We start from the raw sequence: 24,647 nt of genomic DNA, 5'->3' as shown, positions 1-24,647 counted from the left end.
GCAAACTTGGGCGGCCGAGAAAGCATATGCAGGTCTATCATTTTATCGGTGAAGAATATGGCGTCGAAGCGGTAGGACTACGACGTCTGAAAATATCTCGCGTTGACCAGCTCAATGACCCGTTCGAATTGATGGCTGGAACACAGACCGATCAATTTTCCCGTTTGGCGATGCGCGTTTTGCGTGATACTTGGGCCAAAAGAATGGGCATACTTTGCTTTAGCCGAGATTGGCATAATACGGTCATGTGGGGCCATTATGCCAATCGGCATCGTGGCCTTTGTCTCGGATTTGAACTGGACGACAGATGCGCTATGCCGGTCAGGTATGTTCGTCACCGGCTGCCAGCTGATAGACTTATTTATCCGGATACAAGCTCTGAGGACTCGCTGAACATCGCAAGGCAATTGGTCAACACGAAATTTTCTCATTGGCGCTACGAACGAGAGGTTCGCGCTTGGGCGAGTTTGGATCCAGATGGACCTCCGGTACAGTTCAAGTATTTTGCAGCGGATATGAAGCTCACACATGTTTATATTGGAGCGCGTTCATCGATCCGACGACAAATGATCGCCGATGCTCTTGGTGACGACCTGGCTGATGTCAAAATTGTAAGCACCAGATTGGCTTTTCGATCATTTCGCGTGGTGACGCAACGAAACCCAGCACTCTGGGATCGGTTACCAGAACGATGGGAGTGATGAGGCCTATTTCAGAGTGATGCGGATATAGGTCGTGTGTCTGCCCAACGGGTTACTTCCCGAGGGACGCCCAATTCTGTCCGAGGAAGGTTTGGATTCCTTTGCCGGGTCGATAGACGAACTGTTTTTCGAATTCCAGCTTTGCGGCTTGGTAACTCTCGTCGGGTAAGAGGTTTAGCCGCTTGGCCATGTATAGCAAAGCTAATGACGGAGCACGAGACTCCCCTTGGTTGCAATGGATGAGAAGAGGTCGGTCTCGAATTTCTACGTCGGCGAAGCGAAAGAAGTGGTCGAAGCTTTCCAGCTTGAACAAGGGCGCTGGCGGGTCGATCAGATTTAGATAGAGATGATGCTGCCCCGACCACGCTAGATAATTGGGATGCGTGGGTGCCAGGCTGCCACTGTAACCAAGCCGTCGGCTGTGACAGGTCTTACAGGCATGCACCACTGAGACGTCGCTCGCAGGATCATGCGTACAGACAGCGTCAGCGCCGTAAAATAGCTTGTCAGTGATTTGCGTAGGTTTCATCATTTTAATTTCCTGTCTACGATAAGGTTTGTAAATGCCATGGCCTTGGCGCTGCGGGAGCCGGGATGAATAAGCGTCAGTGTAAATTAGCCGCGGCTGGAAACTAAAGCCATGTTGCGCCCTGAGAGGTCGTCCTGGGAAACCTGCCGCCAAATACCTTCCTCCACAGGTTTGTGGCCTCTTCCATGTCATCGGTGTCCTGAGCTTTACGCGCATAACCCGCGTAAGTCCGGCATTTGCCAAGGAATGCTTTCCATTGTGGAACGGTAACCTTGGCCAATAGATCGTTGTTTTTGACCAAAGGATCTTCGATAATCGGTTTCTGATCTCGCGCCGCATGGTCCTTGTATGCGTCGTAAATATTTTCGAGCGCTTGGGTAAAGGCCTCACCATAGTGGGTTTCGTCATACGGCGAATGATAAGCGATAAGCACTTCTAGGACGAAACCCTTGGGCCGTTTGCCGCTGAGGTTTTCGCGCCGCCACCACTTCATCAGCTTGACAAGACGTTTGAAGGCGCCGCCAAAATCCTTGTTACGTTCGGTGCTCCAGATCTTGTGGCCTTTCGGGTCGGTTTTTCTCCAAGCCTCGATTTCACGATCGGCGATCTTGTAGGTGTCACGGTAGGCAATAACGGGAACGACATCGATCTCGGCCTTCGACGTAGCCACTCGGACTGATCGCTTATTTACACGTTCAACGTCGTATTTTTCAGCTAGGACAATGGCGAGCTCGTTAGCCCTAACGCCCTGAAGATAAGGCGCAACGTCGTTGATGGCTCAGGCCCTGGGCGCAGCGACATCCAGCCATCGTGCATAGGCGCGGATGTCGATCATCGGTACCGTAGCGGATTCCTGCAGCCGCGCGATCAGGTCGAAGAGAAACGCCGTCGCGGGCTTTTCCATCGATGAAATTACGGCGCATCCCTTATCATCACACGAAAAAACACCGTGCGCCGCCACGCAGCCCATATCCAGCCGGTCATCTGCGCTGGCGGTGACCAGAGCGGATTTCAGTGGTTCGCCGAGCAGATTGTTCTTCCAATCACTCTCCAAGGTTAAAAGGCCGCCCAGGATATGCTGCAGAGGCTTGGCTGGATAGGTGCCACCGGCATGGGGAATGGGCAAGCTAGTACGCTGCAGTCTGCGCACGCTGGCGACCTTTTTTTGCGCATACGCAACTTGGGCGGCGTTGATTACCTGTTTTGCCTCGAACACTGCATAGACGCTTTCCGCGGGAACGATACTTTGCTCCTGGAATTTGAAAATAAACGGAGAGTACTGCCGATCGAAAATGACGACATCAATCTGCTCGCTGAAGGCGCCATGGCTGTCGACAACGTGCGCGGACATCGCCTGGTAGCGCTGCGGCAGATATGTCTGCAGCATTTCCAGCCAGGCGGCCTCGCTCGCATCCCCTTTTGTGCCTGGATGACTGAAACTGCGTCGCGAGATTGATAGTTTCGTTTGGATGTCGTCGTGGAGTCCGCTCAGGAGCTCGCGCAAGGACCAATCGCTCATAGTTGTATATCCTTAGGTTGCCGCATCGTCGCGGAAGGGGGGAGTTGGGACCATCACGCGGGCGATTTCGACCGCGCGTTGGCTGTTCACGGGGTTGTTCGGATAGGCGTCGAGAATGATCGACGGCACGAGGCGTTGTGTGAGGTCTGAGAAGGTGAAACCATAATCTCGAGCGCCGCGGATGGCGCCAGTCGCCCCGACTAAGCTTTCCAGCGCGGCGCCGGCGATGCCCAGCGGCTCCAAGAGATGATGTAGGACGAAGCGGCGTTGCTCTTCGTTCGGTCGATTGAAAGTGAGAACATCCGCGGCGCGACGGCGCACCGCGGGATCTAGCGCGCTTAGCCTATTGGTGCACATGATCACCGCCGCGGGTATCTTGGCGTTTGCGAGCCGGTCGATGCCGCGGATGAAGGCATTCACGCCGGCCCGGTCTTCATGGTGCATTTGTGCGTTCTCGCGGGATTGCGCCAATGCATCGGCCTCATCGACGAGCATTATAACGGCGCCACGGGAGCGCGCTCCCGCGCCCTTTAGCCGGCTGGCGTGTTCGTAGGCGTAGTCGAAAGCCGTCGACAGGAGCTGGGTCATTTCACCGACGCGGCCTTGACCACGTGTGGCAAGGCTCAATGGCAGCAAGGTAATATCGATTCCTTCTTGCCTGGCGACAGCATCGCCGATGGTTTCGGCCAGTTCCGTCTTACCGGAACCAACGTCACCCGCGAGGACCACAAGCGGTGGGCGACGCAGGACTGCATCGAGCGTGGCCTGTGCCCCCCCGTAGTGACGATTGGCCCACGCTTCCAGCCCTGCTGGGTTAACCAACAGCCCCAGGATTTTTGACAGGCGACTCTTCTGGTCGTCTAGACCGACCAGCCGCGCCAAGCGCGCCTGTTGCTCGAAGTCTGGATAGTTGATGCGACGCTCGAAAAGGTCGTCGAAAGGGGTTCTGGCGTTCATTAGAAGCTCCTGACAGTGGCGCGGTTAAGGGATCGGCCGCCGGCCGAGTAGGTTCGATCATTCGATAGGTAGCCGCTGATCCCGGGTTCGGATCCGCTGTTGCGCGAGACGGGCAGAGGGGCCTTGAATTGAGCCTTCTGCGCATCGGACAAGTTCCCCCAAGCCGCGTTGTAGGTGAGGTAGCTAAAAAAGGCTGCGCCACTGATGTCGGCTCCGGGGCGAATGCGGCCTGGGTCATCGTCAGGCCCGGCGCCGGATAGATCCTGGGCGGTATATTTCAATGTCGGCTCAATCCAGTTGCCGTTGCGCTTGAACCCATAGGCGACGGTATCTAGGTATCCCGCCCTGATGAATTCGGTTAGCTCGGTCTCGTAGTCGGCGATATCCCGGTCCGAAGGTTGGCCATAAAGCCGCTGCATGCGCTTGAGGTCGGTAGCCACCTTGGCGGCCATGTGACGCGCGTGGGTAACGGTAAAGGTATTGGTGTTGGTGACGCTGAAGCTGGAGGACATATTCTACACCTGGAAAGAGGGACCGAAGACCTTTTGCCAATAGGCAACGGTCAGTTGCTTGGTGGGGGCCGCAAGCGCGGCGTCTATGGCATCGCCGGCGTCAAGAGCCGCTTCGACGATCGCATCCGCGTTCTGCCGCGTGTACAGTCGGGCGACATTGTTCTCCGCGTTGACTGGATCGATGATCTGTACGATGTCGCTTGAGGCTTTGACCGATGAGGTGGGGTAATAATCCGAGAACACGATCCGCTCCCGCAGGTTCGTCCGGGCGATGTAGGTGAAGAAGTGCTGAAGCGCCTCTGGGTAGTCGGACAGGTCCAATCCATCGTCACAAAGCTTGGCCAGGATCATCTCGATCATGAATGACTTAAAGCGAAAGCCATCGCGTTCCTGCTTCATGAGGCGCGCCCAATATTTGACCAGGCGGACGACCTGCGCGAAATGCTTAACTTGTTGCCGCTTTCTCTTAGAGGCGAACTCCAGGTGCCGCGGAATGCTGGTCTTGAGGAAGGACCCGTCTTCTTGGCTGACCAGATTGCCGTACCAGTTCGGATCGCCGTCATAGAGGATCGGCACCACGTCGACGTCCAGGCCCGAGCCCCGGAAGGACACTGTGACCGAGTAGGTCTGGGGCTGAACCTGATCCGGACTGAAGTTTGGAAATGCTTTCCGCAGGCGCTCGGCAAGGTAGTCGAGAAGCTGGCGGATGTTGTGTGGCGCGTCGGCGCCGCTGATATAGCAGCCCATGTCGATGTCGTTTAGCGATCGCAGCGCGGTGCCTTTCGCCAGGCTGCCGGACATCAAGATTTTCTTCAGGTTAAAGTCCGGATGCTCAGCAAGGTAGCCTTCAAGCTTTTCGCGCACGCGCCGCGCTTGGGCTCTGTATTCGTCTGCCTTATCCTTCGGCAGGTTGATGCGCTCATCGGCAAAACGGACGATGTCGTTATGATTGACGTGTAATCGGCTCATTGGAAATATCCCGCATGTTAGTAATCAGTGCCGCCGCCCAGACCTGGTGGGTTGGTGGAGCGATGATTACAGTCTTGCAGGCGAGGGTGACAAAAGCTGTCACGCGAAATCCAAGTATCGCAAAATCATACGAACCGCGAATATCCGGCTTATTTGCCGGGGAAATGGCTCCGGCCATATTCGTCGAGAGCGCAAAGCGCATTGACCCGTACGATATCCTCGACTGTCCGGCATGGCATCTCTAGGAGTAGGGGACTGCAGAACATGATCGCGGTGGTCTGCGCGCGGGAGATGGCGACGTTTATACGGTTTAGGGAGAACAGGAAATCGATGTCTCTTGGCAATTCTTCGCCGCTGGATGTCGTCATAGAAACCAGGCACACAGGCGCTTCCTGTCCCTGGAACCGATCAACCGTGCCGACCCTGATGGCCCCGGGTAGCGCGGCGCGAAGCGCATTTACCTGGGCGTTATATGGCGCGACGACCAATATGTCGGCATGGGTGAGCGTGTGTTCCTCGCCGTCGCGGTCACGGTAGGTTCCGCCGAGGATATCAGAGATCATCCGGGAAATGGCCTCGACTTCCTCCGGACACACTTGGGAACGTCCAAGATGTGTAACCAGTTGCACGCCGGCGCCGACGAAAGTCGAGCCACTTGGCAGGGTGAGGGTCTGCGCTGCGGCGCTTTCATCGCTGTGCAACTGCCCGTCGTAGACCGCTTTGGAAATATAATCACAAACTCTGGGATGCATGCGCCGGCTGGTAGGCATGAATATGCCGCGATCGCTGGGGATAACTCGGTGGCCATCGATCAGGTATTCCAGGCAGGATTGCCCGCTGTCGCCAGGATGTACGCCCTGCAGAGGTTGCGGAAGCTGCATAGGATCGCCCACCAAGACGAGGTTGCTCGCCGACCGCGCCATGGCGACGATGTTGGCCAGCGAGACCTGGCCGGCCTCGTCGATGAACAGGTAGTCGAATGCCGGGGTGGCGTAGCGGGCGAAATGCCAGGCTGTTGCGCCGACAATCTGAGCTTGGAGCAGTTCAGGCGCGTCGTTGTCAGAAACCAGGGTAATGGCCTCTTCAGCGTCCTCATCACCTTCGTCTGACGCCTTCTGGACAATTTTAAGCTTGAGGCCCTCCTTCTTGACCCTATCTGCAATGGCAAGAAGCAGGTTGGTGATTGCCTTGTGGCTATTCGATGATACGCCGACGCGTTTGCCGGACTTGACCAGGTCAACGATCGACAAGGCGCTGACGTAGGTTTTTCCAGTGCCTGGCGGCCCTTGAATCGCAAGGGTCGTCCGGTCCATTGCGGCGACGGCCTCGCTGACTGCGGCGGCTAGATCCGCATCCGGCGCGACAATTTGGGATCGATATCCGTTATAAAATACCGGTGGCGCCTTGCGCAACAAATGCTCCAACGCTTGAAGCGCGCCAGGTGAAGAGATCAGCAGCTCTGTCGCGGCCGGTATGGCTTTGAGGAGCGCGTCCTTTGCGAAGGGTCTTGCTGGAATCAGGTCGACCCGATCAGGGAGGGGGCCGCTCTTTGGCGTTCGTCTAAGGACAAGCGTAGAATTGATATGGTCGATGGACATGAGATTCACAGCCTCGGGCATCGCCGCTGGCTTGACACACGGTTTGTGCCCTGCGCGAAGCTTTGTCTCCTGCGCGGGAAATCTGTAGGTTCGTTCAAAGGATTGAGCGGTCACCTTTACCGCCTCCCCAACAGCCTCGAGCCCGCCGATGCAATCCAAGTCGTCGATGAGCTGTTCGCTTTCCTGAACCAGTCGATCGAAAATGGCCCAGTAGGCTGGCTTGTCTTCGCGCTTGTAGAACGAGTTCAGGTCAAGCAACAGGTCCGCGACGCTATCGCCTAAGGTTTCTCTAAGACTCTGCAGCCTGGTTTTTAGCGCCTCTGTCTCCGCGTCTTCACCAGCCACATTTGCAAGTGGGCCTGCTTCGGGCACTTCCCCTATCATTGGCCATGGCGCACCGGATGGTCGAACGGCGGCCACGAGCCAGTCCCTCAACATCTGTGTTGATACACAATCGGTCCGGTTATAATCGAATATCTTCTGGAGCAGCTCGTCGTCCCCGGTCTCGCGCCACCGCTCATAGAAAACCACACTGGCGCCAGCGGTCGCGACGTCGGCCTCGCGCTTTGGCATGTAGAAAGCCTCGAGATCCTTGATCGAATAGCCTTTTTCTGACGCCGTAAGCCCCCCGGAGACAACCTTGAACAGGTCGACGAAACGCCGTTCCCGTTGCAGCTGATCCATTGCCGCTTCTCCAACGCGATGGAAGGCCGTTAGTTGGCGAAGCGCTGCGATCTCGTAATTGGCGTAGTGATAGATGTGGGCGGCAGGGTATTGTCCAATATGGCCGACAAAGAATGTCAGGAGCTCATCGACCGATTTGCCTTCTGATGTTCGATCATGAGCCCAAAAGGCGCGGAACACCCATTCTCTATTTTCCCGGAACCAGACGCCATGAAGGTACTCCAAGCCACCTGGATAATAGGGGTCGCCTTCGATATCATAGAAGATATCTCCGTCATTTGGTTGCGGAAGTAGGTCAAATCCCTTGCCTTTTTCAGGGTTGCGTAGTTCGAATGCAGGCTGGCCGCCCGCACGGCGCGCCACTTGTAAACGCGCTTGAACTTGCAGGCGGCGCTGTGTCTCGAGTGTGAGGGCGGGAATCCGGCTTGCGAGCTCAGCAAGCTCGGTCATCGTTGTTATGCCCGCGTCTTCTAGTTTCGTTCGCTGCCCTTTTGAAATTCCGGCCACTAGCCCCAACGCGTCGGCCTTCTCCCATTCGCTGTGGCAGTGGTCCTGCCATCTGCACAATCCGCAGGCAGTGACAGGCGCGGCTTTCGTCTGAGGCCTGTCCAACAGAAAATCTTGGAAAACGCGCCTGCCGTGACGGGCGTAGGCGGAGACATCTGCAAGCTTTACTGTGAAGCGGCTTGCATTTCCGAGCTCAAGGTGCGCGCGCCGTGGCGCAACGCCCTGGAGATCGGCCAACAGGTCCGAATAAAGTGACAATTGGAGAATGTGCTTTGGGTCCGGCTTTCGCTTCAGCTTCGTGTCGACGACCTCGTAGGACCAGTTTCCGAGGTCAGACGGAAATTCGACTTTCTCTAGAAAATCCGAATAGCCACCCCATGGCCCACCAAGGAATGCGCCCTGGAAAATAACGTCTGCCCCGTGTCGCATGGCCTCAAGCGTAAGCTCGACGGAAGCTTCGAGCGGGAGGCCGTCCTTTGGGATCTCGACGACGCTCCTTCCTGATGCTTTCAGTTGTTCGAGAAAAGCGAGTTCGTGGGCGTCACCCTGCTTTTGCAGCAGCTCCGCCTCATCACTATCGGCAGAAGGCGACAGGTCGCCGACTTCGAGATATCGCAAGTCAAGTGTCGTGGCGTGGCGACACCCCTTGAAACGCATCAAGTCAGATGCGGATAGCCTTATGGAACTATTGATATAGCGCATTAGATTTTCCCTCTGAAGTTGCTATATCACATAAGGGCGACAAAAACTGTCACGGAGGCGAAATGTCTTATTTGAAGGCTCGGGAGCTGTTGCGCTTGGCGATATTGGCGACGCGCCGGCAAGGTATTTCATTGCTTGAGATATCCGAGGAGTTCGGTTGTGTTCACCGCACGGCGCAACGGATGACGGATGCGTTGGAGGAGGTCTTTCCAGCCGTCATGCATACTGAGGACCATGAGCGGCATAGTCGATGGACCCTGCCTTCCAGATCGGTGGCGCCGCTCCTTTCTCCTAGCGCCGACGAGCTGGCCTCCTTATCCGCTGGAATCGCAAACTTAGAGCGTGCAGATATGGTTGCGGAGGCGGCAAATCTACGTCTGCTCGAAAGGAAGGTGAGGGCATTGATACCCCATCAGGCCAATGTGAGGTTGGCGGTGGACGAAGAGGCGCTGCTCGAGGCCTTGGGATATGCCGCTCGTCCTGGACCGCGTCCGGCAGCAAATTTCGATGTCGATCTGGCAATTTCCCAGGCGCTGAAGGGGCCATTTCTTCTGAGGATCGTATATCGCCGCCGAGATGAGGACGGGCCCAGCGAACGTATCGTAGCCCCCCACGGCCTCCTCCTCGGCGTGCGGCGCTATTTGGTTGCCAGGGACATGGCGAAGACGGGAACGGGCCTGCGACATTACCGAGTTGAGGAGATATACGAAGCCGAGGTGCTGGAACAAAGTTTCGAGCTGGATCCAAATTTCAATATTGGCACGCATGCAGAGCGCGGTTTCGGGTCCTATGAAAATGCCACTGAACACGGGGAAGTCATTTGGAAGTTTCGTGCGGACGCGGCCCCACATGCCCGGCGATATATGTTTCACCCCACTCAGACGAGCGAGGATATGGAAGACGGGTCGTTGGTCGTCAAGTTTCGTGCGTCGGGGCATATTGAGATGTGTTGGCACCTTTATGCGTGGGGGGATGCAATCGAGGTCCTGGCGCCACAAGCCCTTATAGACTTGGTCCAACACCATCGACGGGACGATTTCAAAGTCCTGCCGTAGGGCACGACGAAAACAACGACGTATCAAACCGACTGAGTTATAACTATCTGTTATGCTCTGTGATGCCTGGCGAGAAGCGCATGCGCGTACAAATACGACCCTGTGGTACATGTGCAGATGGATCGATGGGGAGTCGCAGACGCCACAAAAACATGCCCGCAGAAGCTCGATCTTATGCTTTCTCGATCTCAGGATACCACGCCGCGTACGCTTTGCTGTTAGGCTTTCCTGGGCTTTAACGGGAGGATCCGGAACTGTAGAAGGACTCCATGGTGGACATCTAAAGGGCTCCATCTCAGGCGAAGAGCTCGGCGCTCGGAAACCGAGCGCGACGCTCCATTTTGCCTTCAATCATGAGTAATACAGGCCAGACTAGGGGCTGCTCGTCTAATTCATTTCTTCTGTGAGCGGGAGCTGCGAATTATGACCGTACCAGCCAGTATTCTGTTTGGCACGCCGTCCGTCTGAAATAGTTCGGCAACATTTACGGCCAACGCAGATGCCATCAGGTAGAGCATAACGGCAGTGGGATTTTGTTGGCCGCTTTCAACCCTGCTTATGTATGCTTGGTCGGCGATACCCAAGCGTAGCCCTATTTCCTCTTGGGATAGGTTCCGCGCCTTTCGTAGGCGCTTCAAATTCCAACCTATAAGGGCCTCAACATCCATGTGTAATGCCAAGTCGATTTGACCTTGCAGAACCATGTATTTAAGTACATATTTGGATGTGGTTGTTCGGCACATACCCGTTTGCCAAATCATATTTGCTTGCGGCGACGTCGCGGTTTGATTTCGACGGGGCCCGCCGCATATGCCTGAGGAGCGCCTTCAAACGAGAAAAGGTCGCCGATAGTCACCCCTAAGGCTTGGGCAATAAGGGCCAACTGTTCAGCACTTGGGTTACGTTGGCCGTTTTCCAATCGGCTGAGGTATCCTTGGTCGACCGTCTGAATTAGGCCGGCAAGATCCTCCTGCGTCAGGTTTCGAGACTGACGTAGCCGAGTAACATTCCACCCAAGGAGACGACGAACAAGCATGAGGCATAGCAACTCATTTGGTCGTCGCCACCCATGTACTAGAATACATAAACGCACGCTAAGCGTTCACTGAACACAGGTTTTGGATGTCAGAGACTGCAATATCGGAGCAATCTATCAACCTCCACATCGGCGCCCGCCTGCGCGCCCGCCGTGAACTCCGCCGGTTGTCCTCATCCGACCTTGCAGACCTCACCGGTATCAGCCTCGCCGAACTCCAAGCGATCGAAGAGGGCGGGGCGGAAGCGACCCCGAAATTCCTGCTGCGGGCCGCTGCAGCGCTGAATGTCCACGTCCGTTATTTCTTCCTCGAATACCAACCGCGGAGGATCGCGGCATGAACTGGCTCAGGGATGTCGACAAGTGGCTGTGTGACGAGGTCCTTCCGCACCAAGGCGCTTTTCTGGCGCTGGCGCGCCGGATAACCGGCCTGACCGAGACCTCTCGTGACATCGTCCAGGACGTCTATGCGGAAATCCTGGCGGGGGAGGGGTGGCGTAGCGCCCGCGATCCGAAGGCGTTCGTTATGCGGATCGTCTACTGCCGGGCGATCAACTGGGTAAACCGGCAAAAGGTCGTGCCTATGCGCAATATGCCGAGCCTGGAGCTGATGCTGGAAAGTGAAGACAGCCCGGACGCTTTCGAAGTGCTGTCGGGCCGCGAAGAATTGACGGCTGTCATGGAAGCCTTGGACCAGCTGCCGCAGCGCTGCCGTGAAGTGGTGACCATGCGCCGACTCGACGAACTGTCACCGCCCGAGATCGCAAAGCGGTTGGGGATCACGGTCACAACCGTCGACCGCCATCTGGGCCGGGGCATCGCCATGCTGATCGAAAAGCTTGGGGACCGCATGTCCAGGCGCCGACGCAAACCGGTGGGCAAGTCCGATCGCTCGTCCGCGGCCGAATAGACGGTTCATGCAACCTCAGATATGGTGCTGCCATCAAGCGGCTTTTTCGCGACATAGGACATAAGGTGACTTCCGAGGGCAAACCTTCCTGGGATGAGTTGGAAGAACAAGCCTCCCTGTGGCTTGCGCGTCTGGATTCCGGCACCGCCAGCCGGGAAGAGTTCGAAGCCTGGCGTTCGGCTGATACAAGGCATGCGGTGGCCTTCGCGCAGGCAGCTCACGTGCTGCAACAACTGGATCGCGTCAAACCGGCTTACAAACTGCGCGAGAAAGACGTCAAAACTTCTTCACGCAGACACTTGCTATTGGCGCTGGGTGGCCTGGGCGCGGCTGTGTCTGTCGGCGGTGGCGCCTACCTGGCCATGGGCGGGGGAAGGTCGCACGCATCCACACAGATTGGTCAAAGGCAGACACTGGCGCTGCCGGCGGGCGTCAGCGCCAGCCTCAATACAGATTCCAGGATGCAATGGGCCGGCGCCAAGGATCGCGTCGACGTCTGGCTCCGGCGCGGAGAACTGCTGCTGGCGTCAGGCGTTGCCCCTGTTCGTCTGTTTGCCGCGGACTCTGTCGTCACACTCGTGCGCGGCAAGATCAACGCGCGCCTTCGTGGGGGATTGCTCGACCTGACCGTTCTCTCCGGGGACTGCACCGTCAATCGTGACAATGCCGGTTCGGAGAAGAAGGCCACGATATCGGCCAATCAGGCCGTGCTTGCGAGTGCCGACCAGCAGGTTGTACGGTCACTCGACCAGTCAGACATTCGGTTTGTCTCAGCGTGGCCGAAAGATGAGCTTGTCTTCGAAGGCCAGACCCTGGGTACGGCCGTTGCCGAATATAACCGCTATCTCAACCAAAAGATTGTCATTACTGATCCATCGCTATCCGACCTGCGGATAGGCGGGCGGTTCACGACACGAGACGCCAAACCCTTTCTGGACGCGTTGCATGCCGGCTTCGGCATCAACGCCGTAACGGACGGCGCGGGTACGATCGCCCTGTCGAAATAACGACGCACCGATCATTCAAATTCCAGCACAAACTGCTCTTTCTTCTTGAAACAACAAGCTCGTGGCAGCCATTTCGCCTGCCCCCACGAAAGCTACTGAGGTCAGCCCCAGGTTTCTAATTAATCGAAATCGCTTCCGTGCTGGGATATGGACCCCTCAATTCGTTCCTCCGATATTGGCCCAAAGGCGACATTCCCGCGCTTGTTCCAAACGCAAAAAGCGGACGTGTTTAACGGTGAGGGGGCTCTGTCGAAAACGCAGGCGTTGCCGATCAAGAGCAGGGATTTCAGATAAACGGTCTAAGCTCTTGTCAATCAACGCGCTTCTTGGGCTGTAAATTTTTAAGAGCACTGTTCCTCGGACGAATCGTAGCTCTTAACTTATTCCCGCTTTGCCACCTGTCTTGGGTAATCCCCAATAACCATGTGTTAGGCTTCGCGTAATTAACTCTCGATCCGCCATTCTCGTAAGATATGACCTGAAAGTACCGTCTTTGAGTTCGGGACTAACCTTTTTCGCAGCTTTTAATAAATTACGGGCCGAAACTGGATTTTTGCTTGATTTGAGACGCTCTAATATCGAGTTCTCGATAATAATACGATCTACGCTGTTTTTGCGGCTTACATCTTTGACTGTCAGATCGGTACGACGTACCTTCAAAAGTAAGCGCTCTAATGCGCGCCTTTCCGAATTTAGCTCGCTTATGTGAAGATCTATTGCTTGTATTTGTTGTAAGATTGATTGTTCGGCGCCGTTATCAGCGTTCAAGTTTGTCATGTTGCAAGAACCTATTTTGCAGCAAATGGCTTGAAATAGGTGACATAAAGTCTATGTTTTCTCAAGAGATTTTTTATTGACTACAACCCATAGCCCCTGTATAAGGCAGCAAAGCGCCATTGGTTAGGCGCTTTGCTGCCTTATACAGGGGCTATGATGTTTGCAGCAAAAATTATTGCACGCTTAAGAATGAGCCAGCATAATCGTTGGTGATACGGCCGGCCCCTCTGCATAGCACGGGTCGGCTTTCTTATTTGTGGGGTGGGCGTGAACTATATAAAGCCTTACCTGACCCAAGGCGATCAGGCAACGTTGCTCCAATCGCGTGGAATGAAGATCGATGATCTGGACAAGGCTAAGGCTTGCCTCTCGCGGATCAACTATTATCGACTAAGCGCATATTGGTATCCTTTCCGTAAGTCGGAAGTCCAGGTCGATCCGTTGTCAGGTGCTCCAAAGAAGATCGTTTTAAACGATTTTCGGGACGACACCGATTTTGTGACGATAATGGAGCTTTACGTTTTCGACAAAAAGTTGCGCATGATTGTCATGGATGCGCTTGAACGTGTCGAGGTTGCCGTGCGCGCGGATATCACTCTTCAGCTTGGCAAAGTGTCGCCTTGGGCTCACCGAGATCCTGCTGCACTTGACGGCAAATTCGCACGCACTCCCCATCCTACAAAGCCAGCCAGCACGCAACATCAGGAATGGTTGGCAAATATAGATGAAAAGGCCCGACGTTCGAAGGAGGATTTCGTCAAACATTTCACCTTCAAATATGCGGGTGAGCGGCTTCCACTTTGGATGACTTCCGAACTGTGGGATTTCGGCGCTCTTTCAATATTTTATAGCGGTATGAAGAGAGCTGATCGGGATGCAATTGCGCGACGGTACGGCGCCAACTTAACTGGTCGTGAATTTTCGAGCTGGCTGCGGTGCCTCAACGATGTCCGAAATGTTTGTGCTCACCATTCGCGATTGTGGAATCGCCCCTTATCGTCCCAGCCGCGTTGGACGCCAACAGGCCAGTTCCCGGATCTGGACAAGCTAGGGCCACCGGCTGCCGGCCACAGACTCTATTCCGCCATTGTGGTGTTACATGTGCTCCTGTGCAGAATTCACCCATCAACGCCGTGGCTTCAGCGTTTATCGGATCACCTCAAAACGCTGCCCCAGAATCCAATCGTTACTCTGAGTAGTGCGGGATTTGGTGCCGGATGGGAAGCACAATTCGGCATTTAGCGTGTTGGCCGAAAATGGGAAATCGATCAGGCGTGGTTTTCTCAAAACCTGCCATGATTTACCGAGACGACTTCCCTCAGCGCGATGCAATCAGATAGCACCATGTGAAGCCATCGGCACATAGTTTGGAAGTTCCCGGTGTCTGATTCGAGCCAAATTACGCTCGGCTTGGAAACGTCCGGAACGGTCTTTGGCACCTTGTTTTTGGCAGCCCACGTCACATCAGGCGTCATTATAATGGCCGGGCCAAGACCGGCCAACAGTTGGCATTTGTTGAAGGGAATCATCACCGTTTATAGCCTCGAGATGCAGAGCCTCTTTAGGTTTTTGGGAATTTTGGTGATGGTTGCCGTTGCCATCAAACTCGATTCGCATGTGCCGCATTTTTGCGGCGCAATAATCCTCAATGCGTTCAAACAGATACACTCATTGGATGTGCCTGTTGACAGTTTCGCGAATTTGGTCTTACTTTCATTACTTGCAGTTGCACTGCAGTGTGGGGGGAGACGGCGGGCTGTCCCGCTATTGTTTTCTCATTTCCGAGCATAAGTGACGGGGCGCCGGTGCGCTCCGGTGGGAAAGTGACGGCCGGATAATGTCTGATATACGCTACTACGTGAATGTGACCACCGATGAGCTAAGGCCCATACCGGCCGGCAGCGCCGATTTGTTGAACCAGACCATAAAAGACAATCTGGATGAGTTCCGGGTGAACTCAGGATTCGACTATAGGTCTTTCTCGGTGAAGGGCATGAACTCCACCGCGGCGGCGCACGAAATCTACGATGAGGTTGTCGTCGAACAGGGCGACGAAAGTCAATTCATACGTCTGATCATCTCACAAGATCGTCCGGGCGGCACACAACTCAACAATCTGGCCCTGGGGGTCTGTCACGGTGACACAGCGACCTGGGAGTGCGGAGACGGTGACAACTTTGGCGTCCTGACCATGCCCAACCTGAAGGGGGCAGGGCGGCAAAACGCGATCGTCGATATCCTTCAGGACATCCGCATCGCCAACGGTGCCACGATCGCGCCAATCTTCCAGAAATATCTGGCCGCGGGCGGCAGCGAAAAGGCGCTCTATGAACTGAAGGCGGAATTCGCCAAGACGTTTTATGCGGCCAATCCAGGGCGAAGTCATTTCGCTGTTTTCACGCCAAGGGCCTACGCCTCGTTTTCAGCTCTGAGCCGACTCGACGAGAACAAAAACCTGAGCGACAATGAAATGGCCACCCTTGAGTCGCTTTGGAATGACTTTATCTGCGAGCGTTTGTCGAACTACTTTCTGACGGCCGCTGAAACCGTCGACCTCATCACCCGTGCCTATATTCGTAATACCGCCAACGGTAAGCGGCGGCGTTTGGGAAGTGTTGCTAGAAGCAAAATCCTTGCGCTGATTACTGACGCTCTGACTGTCACGGCTGACGGTCCCTATGTGTTTTGTTACGTCAATCGGTCGCTGACCGGCAGCGGCAAATTCTTCAATCAGCTAAGCCGGCATTTTGGCTTGAGCAGTCATGGTCGGCTTCTTCCCTACGGACTGTTTTCGCTAAAGGACTATAAAGCGCTAACGACCCTGGTTCGGAACGGCGCCGTTACCCCGATACGTCTCTTCCTCAAAAAGCCCTAGCGGAAACGTATGACATGCCACAGCAGCAAGCTCTTTTTATCGGCGTGATCGACCTGAGCGTCAGGCTATCCTCTATGAACCCGATCAAGATGCTGGATGTCGACTATCAGGAAGAGCATCTGGAGGGCCTGATCATTCGCCGGATCCGGTCGCTTATAGAGAAGGCGGGGCAACCGGCCATCAATCGAATTGTCATTCGGCCCGGCATGACGCCAAAGCAGTTTGAATTCGAGGGCTACGACCAATTTGAGGAATTCGTCTCCAACCTGCAATGGGACTTGCTGAGTCAGTCGGAGGACGGCACCTCTATTCCCTTTAAAATGTGTGTCGGTACCAGCCGATCGGCCGCTCAGACGCTAGCTGAAGCCTGGGCGAAAGAGGTCGACGATCTGGAAAACGGGCACCTTGCTGGTCCCCAATTGGCGGAGTTGAAGTCACGGTTGCGTAACAAATTCGCGACCGACAAACCGAAAACCATCAAGAAAATTATTGCCCTGTACCAGGCCGAGGGCGTGGACAGCGATCGGCTCCAACTCAGTGTCGAGATGGAAAGCTTTAAGGGGATGGGCTTTCATGCCGTCCCAGCCTTCCTACACGCCGTACCGGAAGCCAAACGCGCCAATTATTTTGTGAACTATTTTCCCATCAAGCGCGGTCCGAACAAATACTCCGTCGAAGAGTTCTTGAGCTTGAAGCTTGATATCGTGCCTGATGATCTGATCAAGACATCTATCTTGGAACGGTACCATACCGACCCGGCCGGAGTGAAGCACACGGAGAGCAAGCGCCGTGTTAGCTCTTTGGATACGGGCAGCAAGCCGGTCCTTACCGGCCTGTTCAAACTGTTAAGGCGGTCGATCAGTGCGGACGAGGCTAATGGGATCTATTACGTCTCGATGTTCAACTGCTTCATCGTTTCATCGAACTACAAAGAGCTGACCTACAACAAAGAACGGGTCAAAATACAAAAGTCCTCCACCAATGGCGAGTTTTGGGATGTGGGCTGGTACGGCTTTCCGCCCATCTTCGATTCTCTAATACTCGACACCCATACCAAAGCGATCGTCAAACGCATTCCGGCCAAGGAAATGTTGCTCGCAAGTCTTTTGGGCGCTGTCTATAGAGATATGCCATTGGCGCAAAAGGTGTTCATGTATCGCCGACTCCGTCTCAGGATAGATGAGGGCTTGCAGCGCGAGATCGATGCAGCGGTGGGAGCCGGTGGGCAAGATCCAATCGGCGAAGCCAATGGTCTCAATGACATCCCGCTGACCCACCTGGTGACGCAAATGGCTACGTCTTATGGAAAGGCCACGATGCGCGCAATCTTGAACATCAGATTGCCGGGCGTAACCGATGTTCTCCAAAAATTTGTGCTGAACGCGGTCTCGACAGATACCTGATGCGGCTAAATCGGTCGAACTTGGTCCTTTTGGCGGTGGTTGCAATTCTGGCATGCCTGATAATCGACTTTGGGTGTTCGCTTCTTCAGCATCCAGATGCCCCAGACGACGCAACAAATCAGGCGTCTTCAGCCGCAAACTTTCATTTGGCGGGCGACGCCGGCACGAAAGGCGAGACGGCGACAAAGCCGCGCCCATTGAGCGACGCCGCAGCGACCGTCGCGATATGGCATGAGAGAGGGGCAATCCGCGATGTGCTCCTCGATCACACCCGATCGGTCATGTCCAATATCAGTGCCTCTCTGGTCATCTTCATCATTCTGATCTTCTGCGAAAAGCCGATTGCGGAGGCGTACAATCGCCACTTGGAAAATCGCCGTCTAAACCGGTCCATCGCTAGCTGGCGTTCCGGTGCAACGGAAGAGAAGGTCAAGCTCAGCGCAATTGCAGCCGTGGATCATGCCGATATTGATGTGGCGGGCCTGGCTTTCGAAAACGAACGCATCCCTGAAACCGCCTTGGAGAGGCTGCGATTTTGGCGTTCTGGGGCGACGAAAACCCGCATTGCCAATTGCGATCTTGGAGCGGGGCGGATCAGCCACTGTAAGTTCGGTGCGGCCGCGGGCGGAACTATTATCGAAAATACGTATTTCAGATCGATCGCATTTCGGAATGTCGATTTTTCCGGCTGCCGGTTGGCGTCTTCAGATCGCGGCAAGCATGTGTTCGACAGTAAATGCACGTTCAAAAACGTCCGGTTTATCAACACCGAGTTTGCGGGGGACCTGCCTTACGCTGAGATCGAGAGGTGCCCGCTTTGGGGAGCGTCCTTTGCACAAGGTGTGAAATTAAAAGACGGCTTTTCCAATCTGTTGTCCGATATGGGCATTCTGACCGGACAGGCCGGTGGGATGCGCGTCCTCACCTTGCGCGAAATTTCACATGTAAGACTGTCGTCAGTGCCGATCATCGGAAAACTATTTCGTCTTCCGCCGGACTTGCAGGGCAAACACGTCAAGTGGACCGAGTTCGTACAGTATGTGTGGCGGCTGGACAGAAAAGGATGGCTGGGCGTCTAACTCGCCATTCACGAATTCGAGCTGGCAAACACAAGCTAAAGGTCTTCTTGTAGAGTGGGGCACAATTTCGCTGCTGGCGCTTTGGGGCGGCTACTGGTTTGCGGGCTTTATAGCGGCGGCAATTCGGCGGCTTCTCGAGTTGGTTTCAAGCGGTCGGAGCGGTTCTTGCAATTGTGACCGGATTTACCGCGACTGCTTGGCAAGACGGCGACGATTCACCGAATCGACCCCGTTGCCTGCATCGATATCGTCGGACAGCGTTCGGAGCGGAGCGACATTCTTATGTCAGTTGAAGGCTTTCTGGAGTTCCTGCTTTGAGGTGAATATCCTCAAAACGAACTGCATGCTGGTGCATTTCCGCTTAGCGGCGCGTGGGCGACATCAGCATTAGTCGCCTGGAGAGGGGCCCACTTCAGGCGCCAGCGGGAGGAACGCGGACTGAAGGCCGCGGATATAGGACTCGTAGGTTGTGCTGCTATGGCGCTCATCTTCGACAATGTGGAACACATAATCAAAATCCGGGCTCCGGCGCGCGGCCATACGCTGGTTGAAACGAATGACACCTTGCAGATAATTCGGCGATTCATTGCCTCCGATTGTGACATAAAGCCTTGTCGGTGATTTTGCATGGGCTGCCGTTTCCTCGTATCTGAACAGCCAATCATTATCGACCGTGACGGCTGGGCTTGACGCGATGTAGGCCTGGAATAGCTGGGGATCATTTAACATGGCGTATAAGGTAAAAAGACCACCAAGAGACGAGCCCGCTAGAACACGATAAGATGGATCCGTAGCATATTCAGAATCGATCATAGGAATGATGGTCGTACGCAGGGTTTTCAGAAACTCTGCGGCATGACCAGAGGCTTCGCCATTGTCGCCGAACGGTGCCGGTGACAATTCCCACCTTCGCAGATCGCCGTAGTTGAGATTTTCTCCGCTGTAACTGAGGCCGACAGTTATATATTCCGGGGCGACCCGATCATAAGCCAGAGATCCTCCCATGGTGAGGACTTTTGTGAAATCCCAATAGCCGTCAGTAACATAGACGACGGGATACTTCTTGTCAGGCACCTTGCCATAACTTTCGGGAAGACCGATGTAGAGCGCATAGTGCCGGCCGTCACTGGTTACCGGAAGCGTGCGCACTTGAGTATTGGACATTGCAAACGGCGGATAGATCGGTGGCTTTGCACCTGCGGTAGGTGCAAAGATGAATGAGCTCAGGCCTATCCAGCCTGCTAAAAAAATGCCGGATGCTTTGATCATTGTTCGCCCACCTGTTCCTGGAACTAGAGTAGTACCACACGGGGACGCGAGCAACCATGCGCGGCAAAAATGCATAAGTGCCTGCATAACAACTGCACCGCTAACGGCAGGGATTGTCTCGACACCTAAATGACGTAGAAATACTGGGGCGATACCTGGCGCATTTAAACGGTGAGGAAAATAAAAATGGATGGGACGAATGTCCGCTTTCCGTCCCAGGGTCGTTCGAATGCAAAGATGTCTCCTTCGGGGCGCAAAGCGGCTCTTGCGTTAGGGATCGAGCCCGCAGGGTGGAGACCCAAAGGGGCTCCATCGAAGACGAAGAGCCCGGCGCTCGGCCCAACCCGGCGCAACGCCCAATCCACGGACTTAAATGTCTGCGCGAGCACTCCAATCTTCTAAGCGCACGTAAGCTAAGTCGGTGCCAGCTTGTTTAGACGCCCTGTCGAAATAGTGACGCGGCGATCATTCAAATTCCAGCACAAACTGCTCCTTTTTCCTAGAGACGACCAGTTCATAGAAGCCATTTCTCCTACCACCGCGAAACAGAATTAGGCCGGCTGCAACCAAGTCCGAAATATCCCGACGGGCAGTTCTCAGGTTTACGTTCCAACGTGCCATGAGGTCCTCGGCGGTCACTTTGTGCCCGGTCGACAATTGCTCGATAAACCATTTCCGACGCTCCTTGGGAGAGCGTGATATGACAGTTGTCGTGACATTCTGATTGTCTGTCACTTCAGCAACCGGCAGATCGTATTTGACCGGCCCTTTGAGGACTTGGCGCTGCGACAGGTCGAAGACGTCCCACAAATCTTCCCCACCAATCTGCATAAGAATGAAACGAAGGATACTCGGCGACGACCGGGCAAGGATCAACAAGTATCTGGAACTAGGGGCATTTTTTGCAATATACCAATTCTTGATCGCGCGCAGATGGGCCTTTGTCAGTCGCCCGATCTGCTTGATGGAAGAGGGAGTGTCACCGAAGTCCTGACGCAGGGCGCCAGCGATGATTTCCGCCAGTTGAGCGTCCGATGAGAGCCCGTTTCCACCTGGAAAATTTCGGTCCTTTTTCGACAGAGACATGTCTTTGCTTCCTGCGATAGGTATTGCCCGCGCCGGGATGGCGGCAAGCCAAGAAAAATCGTCAGGACTAAGTCAAATGAGCGGGACGGAACTACCTGTGGAAATCCAAAAAAATGTTCGCCGGGGGGCAATGTATGTTCGCATGTCGACGGACCACCAGAAGTATTCCACTGAAAACCAGGCCGATGCTATCCGCGAATACGCGGACCGTCATGACATCGAAATCGTCAGGACGTATGCGGACGCCGGCAAGAGCGGCCTCAGCCTCGATGGTCGCGACGCCTTGCAGACCCTCATTCGGGATGTCCAGACCGGCGCCGCTGATTTCAAAGTCATCCTGGTTCTGGATGTAACACGCTGGGGCCGCTTCCAGGACGCAGACGAGAGCGCCTTTTATGAATACCAGTGCCGGCAGGCCGGCATTGATGTGCTATATGTCGCCGAGCAATTCGAAAACGATGGCAGTCCTGTCTCCACGATCGTCAAGGGCGTCAAGCGAGCGATGGCGGGTGAGTATAGTCGCGAGCTGTCGAGCAAGGTGTTTGCCGGTCAGTGCCGTCTGATCGAGTTGGGTTTCCGACAAGGCGGTCCAGCCGGATATGGACTGCGGCGGATCCTTCTGGATGAACAGCGCGAGACCAAGGCGGTTCTCGCCCGCGGCGAGCATAAGTCGCTCCAAACGGACCGCGTCGTCCTGTCGACAGGGCCCCAGGAGGAGACAGACACCGTCCGCTGGATCTATCGCGCTTTCACGGAAGAGGGCCTTCGCGAGTCGGAGATAGCCAGCCGCTTAAACAACCAAGGCATTCTCACCGACCTTGGGAGGGCCTGGACCCGGGGAACAGTCCATACGATTCTGACAAACGAGAAGTATATAGGCAACAATGTCTTTAACCGACGCTCTTACAAGCTGAAGAAGCGCAGGGTGGTCAACAGCCCGGACATGTGGATCCGCGCTGACGGGGTGTTCGAGGCAATTGTTGAGCCTCGCCACTTCTACACGGCACAAGGCATCATCCGGGAGCGCAACCGCAAGTTCTCGGACGACGAGATGCTCACCCGCCTGCGCGACCTGCACAGCCGGGAAGGGTGGCTTTCCGGAATCCTCATCGACGAGACCGACAACATGCCGTCCAGCTCCGCCTATGCCTATCGCTTCGGCGGGCTGACCAGGGCTTATAACCTGATCGGTTATGATCCAGGCCGTGACCTGAGCTTTATCGAAGACAACCGTCATATCCGCAAGATGCACCCGGAGATCGTGGCCGATGTCATGACGCAAATCCGCGACCTGGAGGCAAACGTCAGGCAAGACGAGCAAAATGACCTGCTCATCATCAATGAAGAGGTGACGGCTTCACTAATCATTTGCCGCTGCATTGTGACCGACGCCGGCCAAAGCCGCTGGAAACTTAAGTTCGACGCCGGCTTGAATCCGGACATCACAATCGCGGCGCGCCTGGCGGCCAACAACCGCGATATCCTCGATTATTTCCTTATTCCGGCGCTCGACATCGAGAACCCTGACATCCGCTTGAGGGAGCGCAATCACGTGGCCCTCGAAGCGTACAGGTTCGACAATCTCGATCCATTCTTCCTGCTGACGGAGCGTGCCAATCTCCGAGAGGTCGCATGACCGCACCATTATCACGACGCTCGAAGATCGAGCAGATTGAGATCGATCGCATTCACGTCCTGAACCCGAGGGTGCGCAACCAGAAAACCTTCCAGGAGATTTCGGCCAACATTGTTGACGTCGGGATGAAGCGCCCGATCACGGTAACGCCATCAAGGGCAGGCGTGGCCGGGAGGGAATACGACCTGGTTTGCGGCCAAGGCCGGATGGAAGCGTTCAAGGCTGCAGGTATGCACAAGATCTGGGCGGTCGTCATCGATGCTGACGAAGAACAGGCCTTGATCATGAGCCTGGTCGAGAATTTGGCCCGGCGCCAGCACCGCCCGGTCGACCTGCTTCAGGGGATCGAGGTGCTTAGCAAGCAGGGCTATGGCACCATGACCATAGCGAAGAAAACGGGCCTCACGGCGACCTATGTCTCCGAGGTCTTGAACCTGATGGAAAAGGGGGAGGAGCGGCTGATTAACGCCGTCGAAAACGGCACCATTCCGATGTACCTAGCTGTGCGGATCGCAGATAGCCCTGAAGAGGAGCAAAAGGCGCTTCAGGAGGCCTACGAATCCAAGGCGCTGCGTGGCAACCGGTTACTTGCCGCGCAAAAGCTCATCGAACGTCGCCGGCGCCGCGGCAAGGGGCTGTCAGATGAAGGCCGTATGCCCCGGGAGCGCCGGCCACTTAGCGGATCAGATGTTGTGAAGGCGTTCGAACGGGAGACTGAGCGGAAGAAGCTGCTGATCCGGAAAGCCAACGCCGTTGGGGACAGGTTGGTCTTCATCACCCAGGCGATGCGCCTACTTATATCCGACGACAACTTCCATACCCTGCTGCGCGCCGAGGGGCTGAATACGCTGCCGAAAGGATTGGCGGAGCGCATGAACGATCGGCCTCGCTATGTACGATGACGAGTCGAAAGGCGGCGCCATCCGCTCTGGCTTCGAAGATGTCCTGATCCCGGTCCGTCTTGAGCAAATAGTGTTCCTGAAGGCTATTTCGGCCGCAACGCGTCGCAGTGCCAAATATCAGCAGATCAGGGCATCGATTGAGGAAATCGGCATAATCGAACCCCCGGTCGTGCATGCGGACAGCAAGCTCAAGGGAAAGTTCATCTTGCTGGACGGTCACCTGCGTGTCGATATCCTGCAGGGTTTGAACGAGCCCGAAGTGATGTGCCTTTTGTCACGTGACGACGAGGCATTCACCTACAACAAGCACATCAATCGTGTCGCCACGATCCAGGAACACCGTATGATCTTGCGGGCGATCGAACGCGGCGTCTCGGAAGAGCGCTTGGCAGCCGCATTGAACGTCGACCTGCGCAATATCCAGCTGAAGCGCAACCTGCTGATAGGGATTTGTTCGGAGGCCGTCGAACTCCTGAAAGACAAGGTGATTGCGCCTAAAACCTTTAAGCCGTTGAAGGCCATGAAGCCGGTCCGGCAGGTTGAAGTCGCGCGCCTGATGAGCGACTCGGAGGTCTACACGCACTCCTATGCCCTGGCATTGCTGGCAGCTACGCCGCAAGACCTACTCGTTCACCCACAGAAACCCAAACGGATCAAAGGACTCGACACGGAGAAGATGGCCCGCATGGAGGCCGAGATGGAAGGGTTGCAGAAGGACTTCCAGCTAATCGAGGATAGTTATGCGGTCGATGTAATGACCCTGACATTCGCGAAAGGCTATCTGTCTGCACTTCTCGGCAATGCACGTGTCGTCAAATATATGGCCGCGAACCAACTGGATATTCTGAAAGAATTCGAGCGAATTACCGAGACGACCTCTCTCAGCGCGATGCAGGGAGATAACTCTGTTTGAAGTGATCTGGCACGCAAAGGC

General features: G+C 55.3%; 25 protein-coding genes. 13 read left to right on the top strand and 12 right to left on the bottom strand.

The window, feature by feature from the left end:
* The first annotated feature begins 26 nt into the window (after positions 1-26).
* Positions 27-701: a DUF2971 domain-containing protein gene (locus ACTHND_RS17555; RefSeq protein ID WP_440179263.1), complete on the top strand. Its 675-nt coding sequence runs from the start codon at positions 27-29 to the stop codon at positions 699-701.
* 52 nt (positions 702-753) lie between these two features.
* Here the strand turns inward: ACTHND_RS17555 and ACTHND_RS17550 are convergent, their stop codons facing one another.
* The 7 genes from ACTHND_RS17550 to ACTHND_RS17520 form a co-directional block, all read right to left on the bottom strand.
* Complete coding sequence (locus ACTHND_RS17550; RefSeq protein WP_440179262.1) at positions 754-1,233, bottom strand: hypothetical protein; 480 nt, start codon at positions 1,231-1,233, stop codon at positions 754-756.
* A gap of 100 nt (positions 1,234-1,333) precedes the next feature.
* Positions 1,334-1,954 (bottom strand): SMODS domain-containing nucleotidyltransferase, encoded by a 621-nt coding sequence (locus tag ACTHND_RS17545; protein WP_440179319.1) that lies wholly within the window; start codon positions 1,952-1,954, stop codon positions 1,334-1,336.
* 54 nt (positions 1,955-2,008) lie between these two features.
* Entirely contained in the window at positions 2,009-2,749 is a 741-nt protein-coding gene (locus tag ACTHND_RS17540) for a DUF6602 domain-containing protein (RefSeq protein ID WP_440179261.1), read from the bottom strand.
* A gap of 12 nt (positions 2,750-2,761) precedes the next feature.
* On the bottom strand, positions 2,762-3,706 hold the full coding sequence (locus ACTHND_RS17535) for an AAA family ATPase (protein WP_440179260.1): 945 nt from the start codon (positions 3,704-3,706) through the stop codon (positions 2,762-2,764).
* On the bottom strand, positions 3,706-4,218 hold the full coding sequence (locus ACTHND_RS17530; protein ID WP_440179259.1) for an HORMA-1 domain-containing protein: 513 nt from the start codon (positions 4,216-4,218) through the stop codon (positions 3,706-3,708). Before ACTHND_RS17530 ends, ACTHND_RS17535 begins: the two co-directional genes overlap by 1 nt.
* Positions 4,219-4,221: 3 nt before the next feature.
* Positions 4,222-5,187: a CBASS oligonucleotide cyclase gene (locus ACTHND_RS17525; RefSeq protein ID WP_440179258.1), complete on the bottom strand. Its 966-nt coding sequence runs from the start codon at positions 5,185-5,187 to the stop codon at positions 4,222-4,224.
* A 149-nt stretch (positions 5,188-5,336) separates the two neighbouring features.
* On the bottom strand, positions 5,337-8,678 hold the full coding sequence (locus tag ACTHND_RS17520; RefSeq protein ID WP_440179257.1) for a TM0106 family RecB-like putative nuclease: 3,342 nt from the start codon (positions 8,676-8,678) through the stop codon (positions 5,337-5,339).
* A gap of 62 nt (positions 8,679-8,740) precedes the next feature.
* Here ACTHND_RS17520 and ACTHND_RS17515 point away from each other — a divergent pair, with 62 nt between their 5' ends.
* Positions 8,741-9,733 carry a helix-turn-helix transcriptional regulator gene (locus tag ACTHND_RS17515; protein ID WP_440179256.1) on the top strand — a complete coding sequence of 331 codons (993 nt, stop codon included), beginning with the start codon at positions 8,741-8,743 and terminating at the stop codon, positions 9,731-9,733.
* 392 nt (positions 9,734-10,125) lie between these two features.
* Here the strand turns inward: ACTHND_RS17515 and ACTHND_RS17510 are convergent, their stop codons facing one another.
* Together ACTHND_RS17510 and ACTHND_RS17505 are read right to left on the bottom strand one after the other, a co-directional pair.
* Positions 10,126-10,401, bottom strand: coding sequence for a helix-turn-helix domain-containing protein (locus tag ACTHND_RS17510; protein WP_440179318.1), 276 nt, complete (start codon positions 10,399-10,401; stop codon positions 10,126-10,128).
* An 89-nt stretch (positions 10,402-10,490) separates the two neighbouring features.
* Positions 10,491-10,769, bottom strand: coding sequence for a helix-turn-helix domain-containing protein (locus ACTHND_RS17505; protein WP_440179255.1), 279 nt, complete (start codon positions 10,767-10,769; stop codon positions 10,491-10,493).
* A gap of 86 nt (positions 10,770-10,855) precedes the next feature.
* Here ACTHND_RS17505 and ACTHND_RS17500 point away from each other — a divergent pair, with 86 nt between their 5' ends.
* From ACTHND_RS17500 to ACTHND_RS17490, 3 genes are all read left to right on the top strand, one after another.
* Complete coding sequence (locus ACTHND_RS17500) at positions 10,856-11,110, top strand: helix-turn-helix domain-containing protein (RefSeq protein WP_440179254.1); 255 nt, start codon at positions 10,856-10,858, stop codon at positions 11,108-11,110.
* The gene (locus ACTHND_RS17495; RefSeq protein WP_440179253.1) at positions 11,107-11,679 is read left to right on the top strand and encodes an RNA polymerase sigma factor; all 573 of its coding nucleotides are present in this window, start codon (positions 11,107-11,109) and stop codon (positions 11,677-11,679) included. Before ACTHND_RS17500 ends, ACTHND_RS17495 begins: the two co-directional genes overlap by 4 nt.
* A gap of 65 nt (positions 11,680-11,744) precedes the next feature.
* A complete protein-coding gene (locus tag ACTHND_RS17490; RefSeq protein WP_440179252.1) occupies positions 11,745-12,686 on the top strand; it encodes a FecR family protein in 942 nt (313 codons plus the stop codon).
* A gap of 375 nt (positions 12,687-13,061) precedes the next feature.
* Here the strand turns inward: ACTHND_RS17490 and ACTHND_RS17485 are convergent, their stop codons facing one another.
* The gene (locus ACTHND_RS17485; RefSeq protein WP_440179251.1) at positions 13,062-13,463 is read right to left on the bottom strand and encodes a hypothetical protein; all 402 of its coding nucleotides are present in this window, start codon (positions 13,461-13,463) and stop codon (positions 13,062-13,064) included.
* Between the two features lie 267 nt (positions 13,464-13,730).
* Here ACTHND_RS17485 and ACTHND_RS17480 point away from each other — a divergent pair, with 267 nt between their 5' ends.
* From ACTHND_RS17480 to ACTHND_RS17460, 5 genes are all read left to right on the top strand, one after another.
* Positions 13,731-14,705 (top strand): Abi family protein, encoded by a 975-nt coding sequence (locus tag ACTHND_RS17480; RefSeq protein WP_440179250.1) that lies wholly within the window; start codon positions 13,731-13,733, stop codon positions 14,703-14,705.
* Between the two features lie 138 nt (positions 14,706-14,843).
* Positions 14,844-15,254 (top strand): hypothetical protein, encoded by a 411-nt coding sequence (locus ACTHND_RS17475; RefSeq protein WP_440179249.1) that lies wholly within the window; start codon positions 14,844-14,846, stop codon positions 15,252-15,254.
* A gap of 46 nt (positions 15,255-15,300) precedes the next feature.
* On the top strand, positions 15,301-16,338 hold the full coding sequence (locus tag ACTHND_RS17470; RefSeq protein WP_440179248.1) for a hypothetical protein: 1,038 nt from the start codon (positions 15,301-15,303) through the stop codon (positions 16,336-16,338).
* A gap of 14 nt (positions 16,339-16,352) precedes the next feature.
* Entirely contained in the window at positions 16,353-17,741 is a 1,389-nt protein-coding gene (locus tag ACTHND_RS17465; RefSeq protein ID WP_440179247.1) for a hypothetical protein, read from the top strand.
* A 146-nt stretch (positions 17,742-17,887) separates the two neighbouring features.
* Positions 17,888-18,820 (top strand): hypothetical protein, encoded by a 933-nt coding sequence (locus tag ACTHND_RS17460; protein WP_440179246.1) that lies wholly within the window; start codon positions 17,888-17,890, stop codon positions 18,818-18,820.
* A gap of 387 nt (positions 18,821-19,207) precedes the next feature.
* Here ACTHND_RS17460 and ACTHND_RS17455 read toward each other — a convergent pair whose 3' ends face one another.
* Positions 19,208-20,089 carry an alpha/beta hydrolase gene (locus ACTHND_RS17455; RefSeq protein WP_440179245.1) on the bottom strand — a complete coding sequence of 294 codons (882 nt, stop codon included), beginning with the start codon at positions 20,087-20,089 and terminating at the stop codon, positions 19,208-19,210.
* Positions 20,090-20,554: 465 nt separating this feature from the next.
* Positions 20,555-21,175, bottom strand: coding sequence for a DeoR family transcriptional regulator (locus ACTHND_RS17450; RefSeq protein ID WP_440179244.1), 621 nt, complete (start codon positions 21,173-21,175; stop codon positions 20,555-20,557).
* A 76-nt stretch (positions 21,176-21,251) separates the two neighbouring features.
* Between ACTHND_RS17450 and ACTHND_RS17445 the strand changes: the two genes are divergently transcribed.
* The 3 genes from ACTHND_RS17445 to ACTHND_RS17435 are packed head-to-tail and all read left to right on the top strand — an operon-like array spanning position 21,252 to position 24,626.
* Positions 21,252-22,811, top strand: a complete 1,560-nt coding sequence (locus ACTHND_RS17445) for a recombinase family protein (RefSeq protein ID WP_440179243.1) — start codon at positions 21,252-21,254, stop codon at positions 22,809-22,811.
* Positions 22,808-23,713: a ParB/RepB/Spo0J family partition protein gene (locus ACTHND_RS17440; RefSeq protein WP_440179242.1), complete on the top strand. Its 906-nt coding sequence runs from the start codon at positions 22,808-22,810 to the stop codon at positions 23,711-23,713. Before ACTHND_RS17445 ends, ACTHND_RS17440 begins: the two co-directional genes overlap by 4 nt.
* Positions 23,703-24,626 (top strand): plasmid partitioning protein RepB C-terminal domain-containing protein, encoded by a 924-nt coding sequence (locus ACTHND_RS17435; RefSeq protein ID WP_440179241.1) that lies wholly within the window; start codon positions 23,703-23,705, stop codon positions 24,624-24,626. Before ACTHND_RS17440 ends, ACTHND_RS17435 begins: the two co-directional genes overlap by 11 nt.
* Positions 24,627-24,647 lie beyond the last annotated feature (21 nt).

It is taken from the genome of Asticcacaulis sp. (assembly GCF_051954415.1).
Lineage (GTDB): Bacteria > Pseudomonadota > Alphaproteobacteria > Caulobacterales > Caulobacteraceae > Asticcacaulis.
The sequence above is the reverse complement of the archived record's forward strand: the minus strand, read 5'-3'. Positions and strand labels throughout refer to the sequence as shown.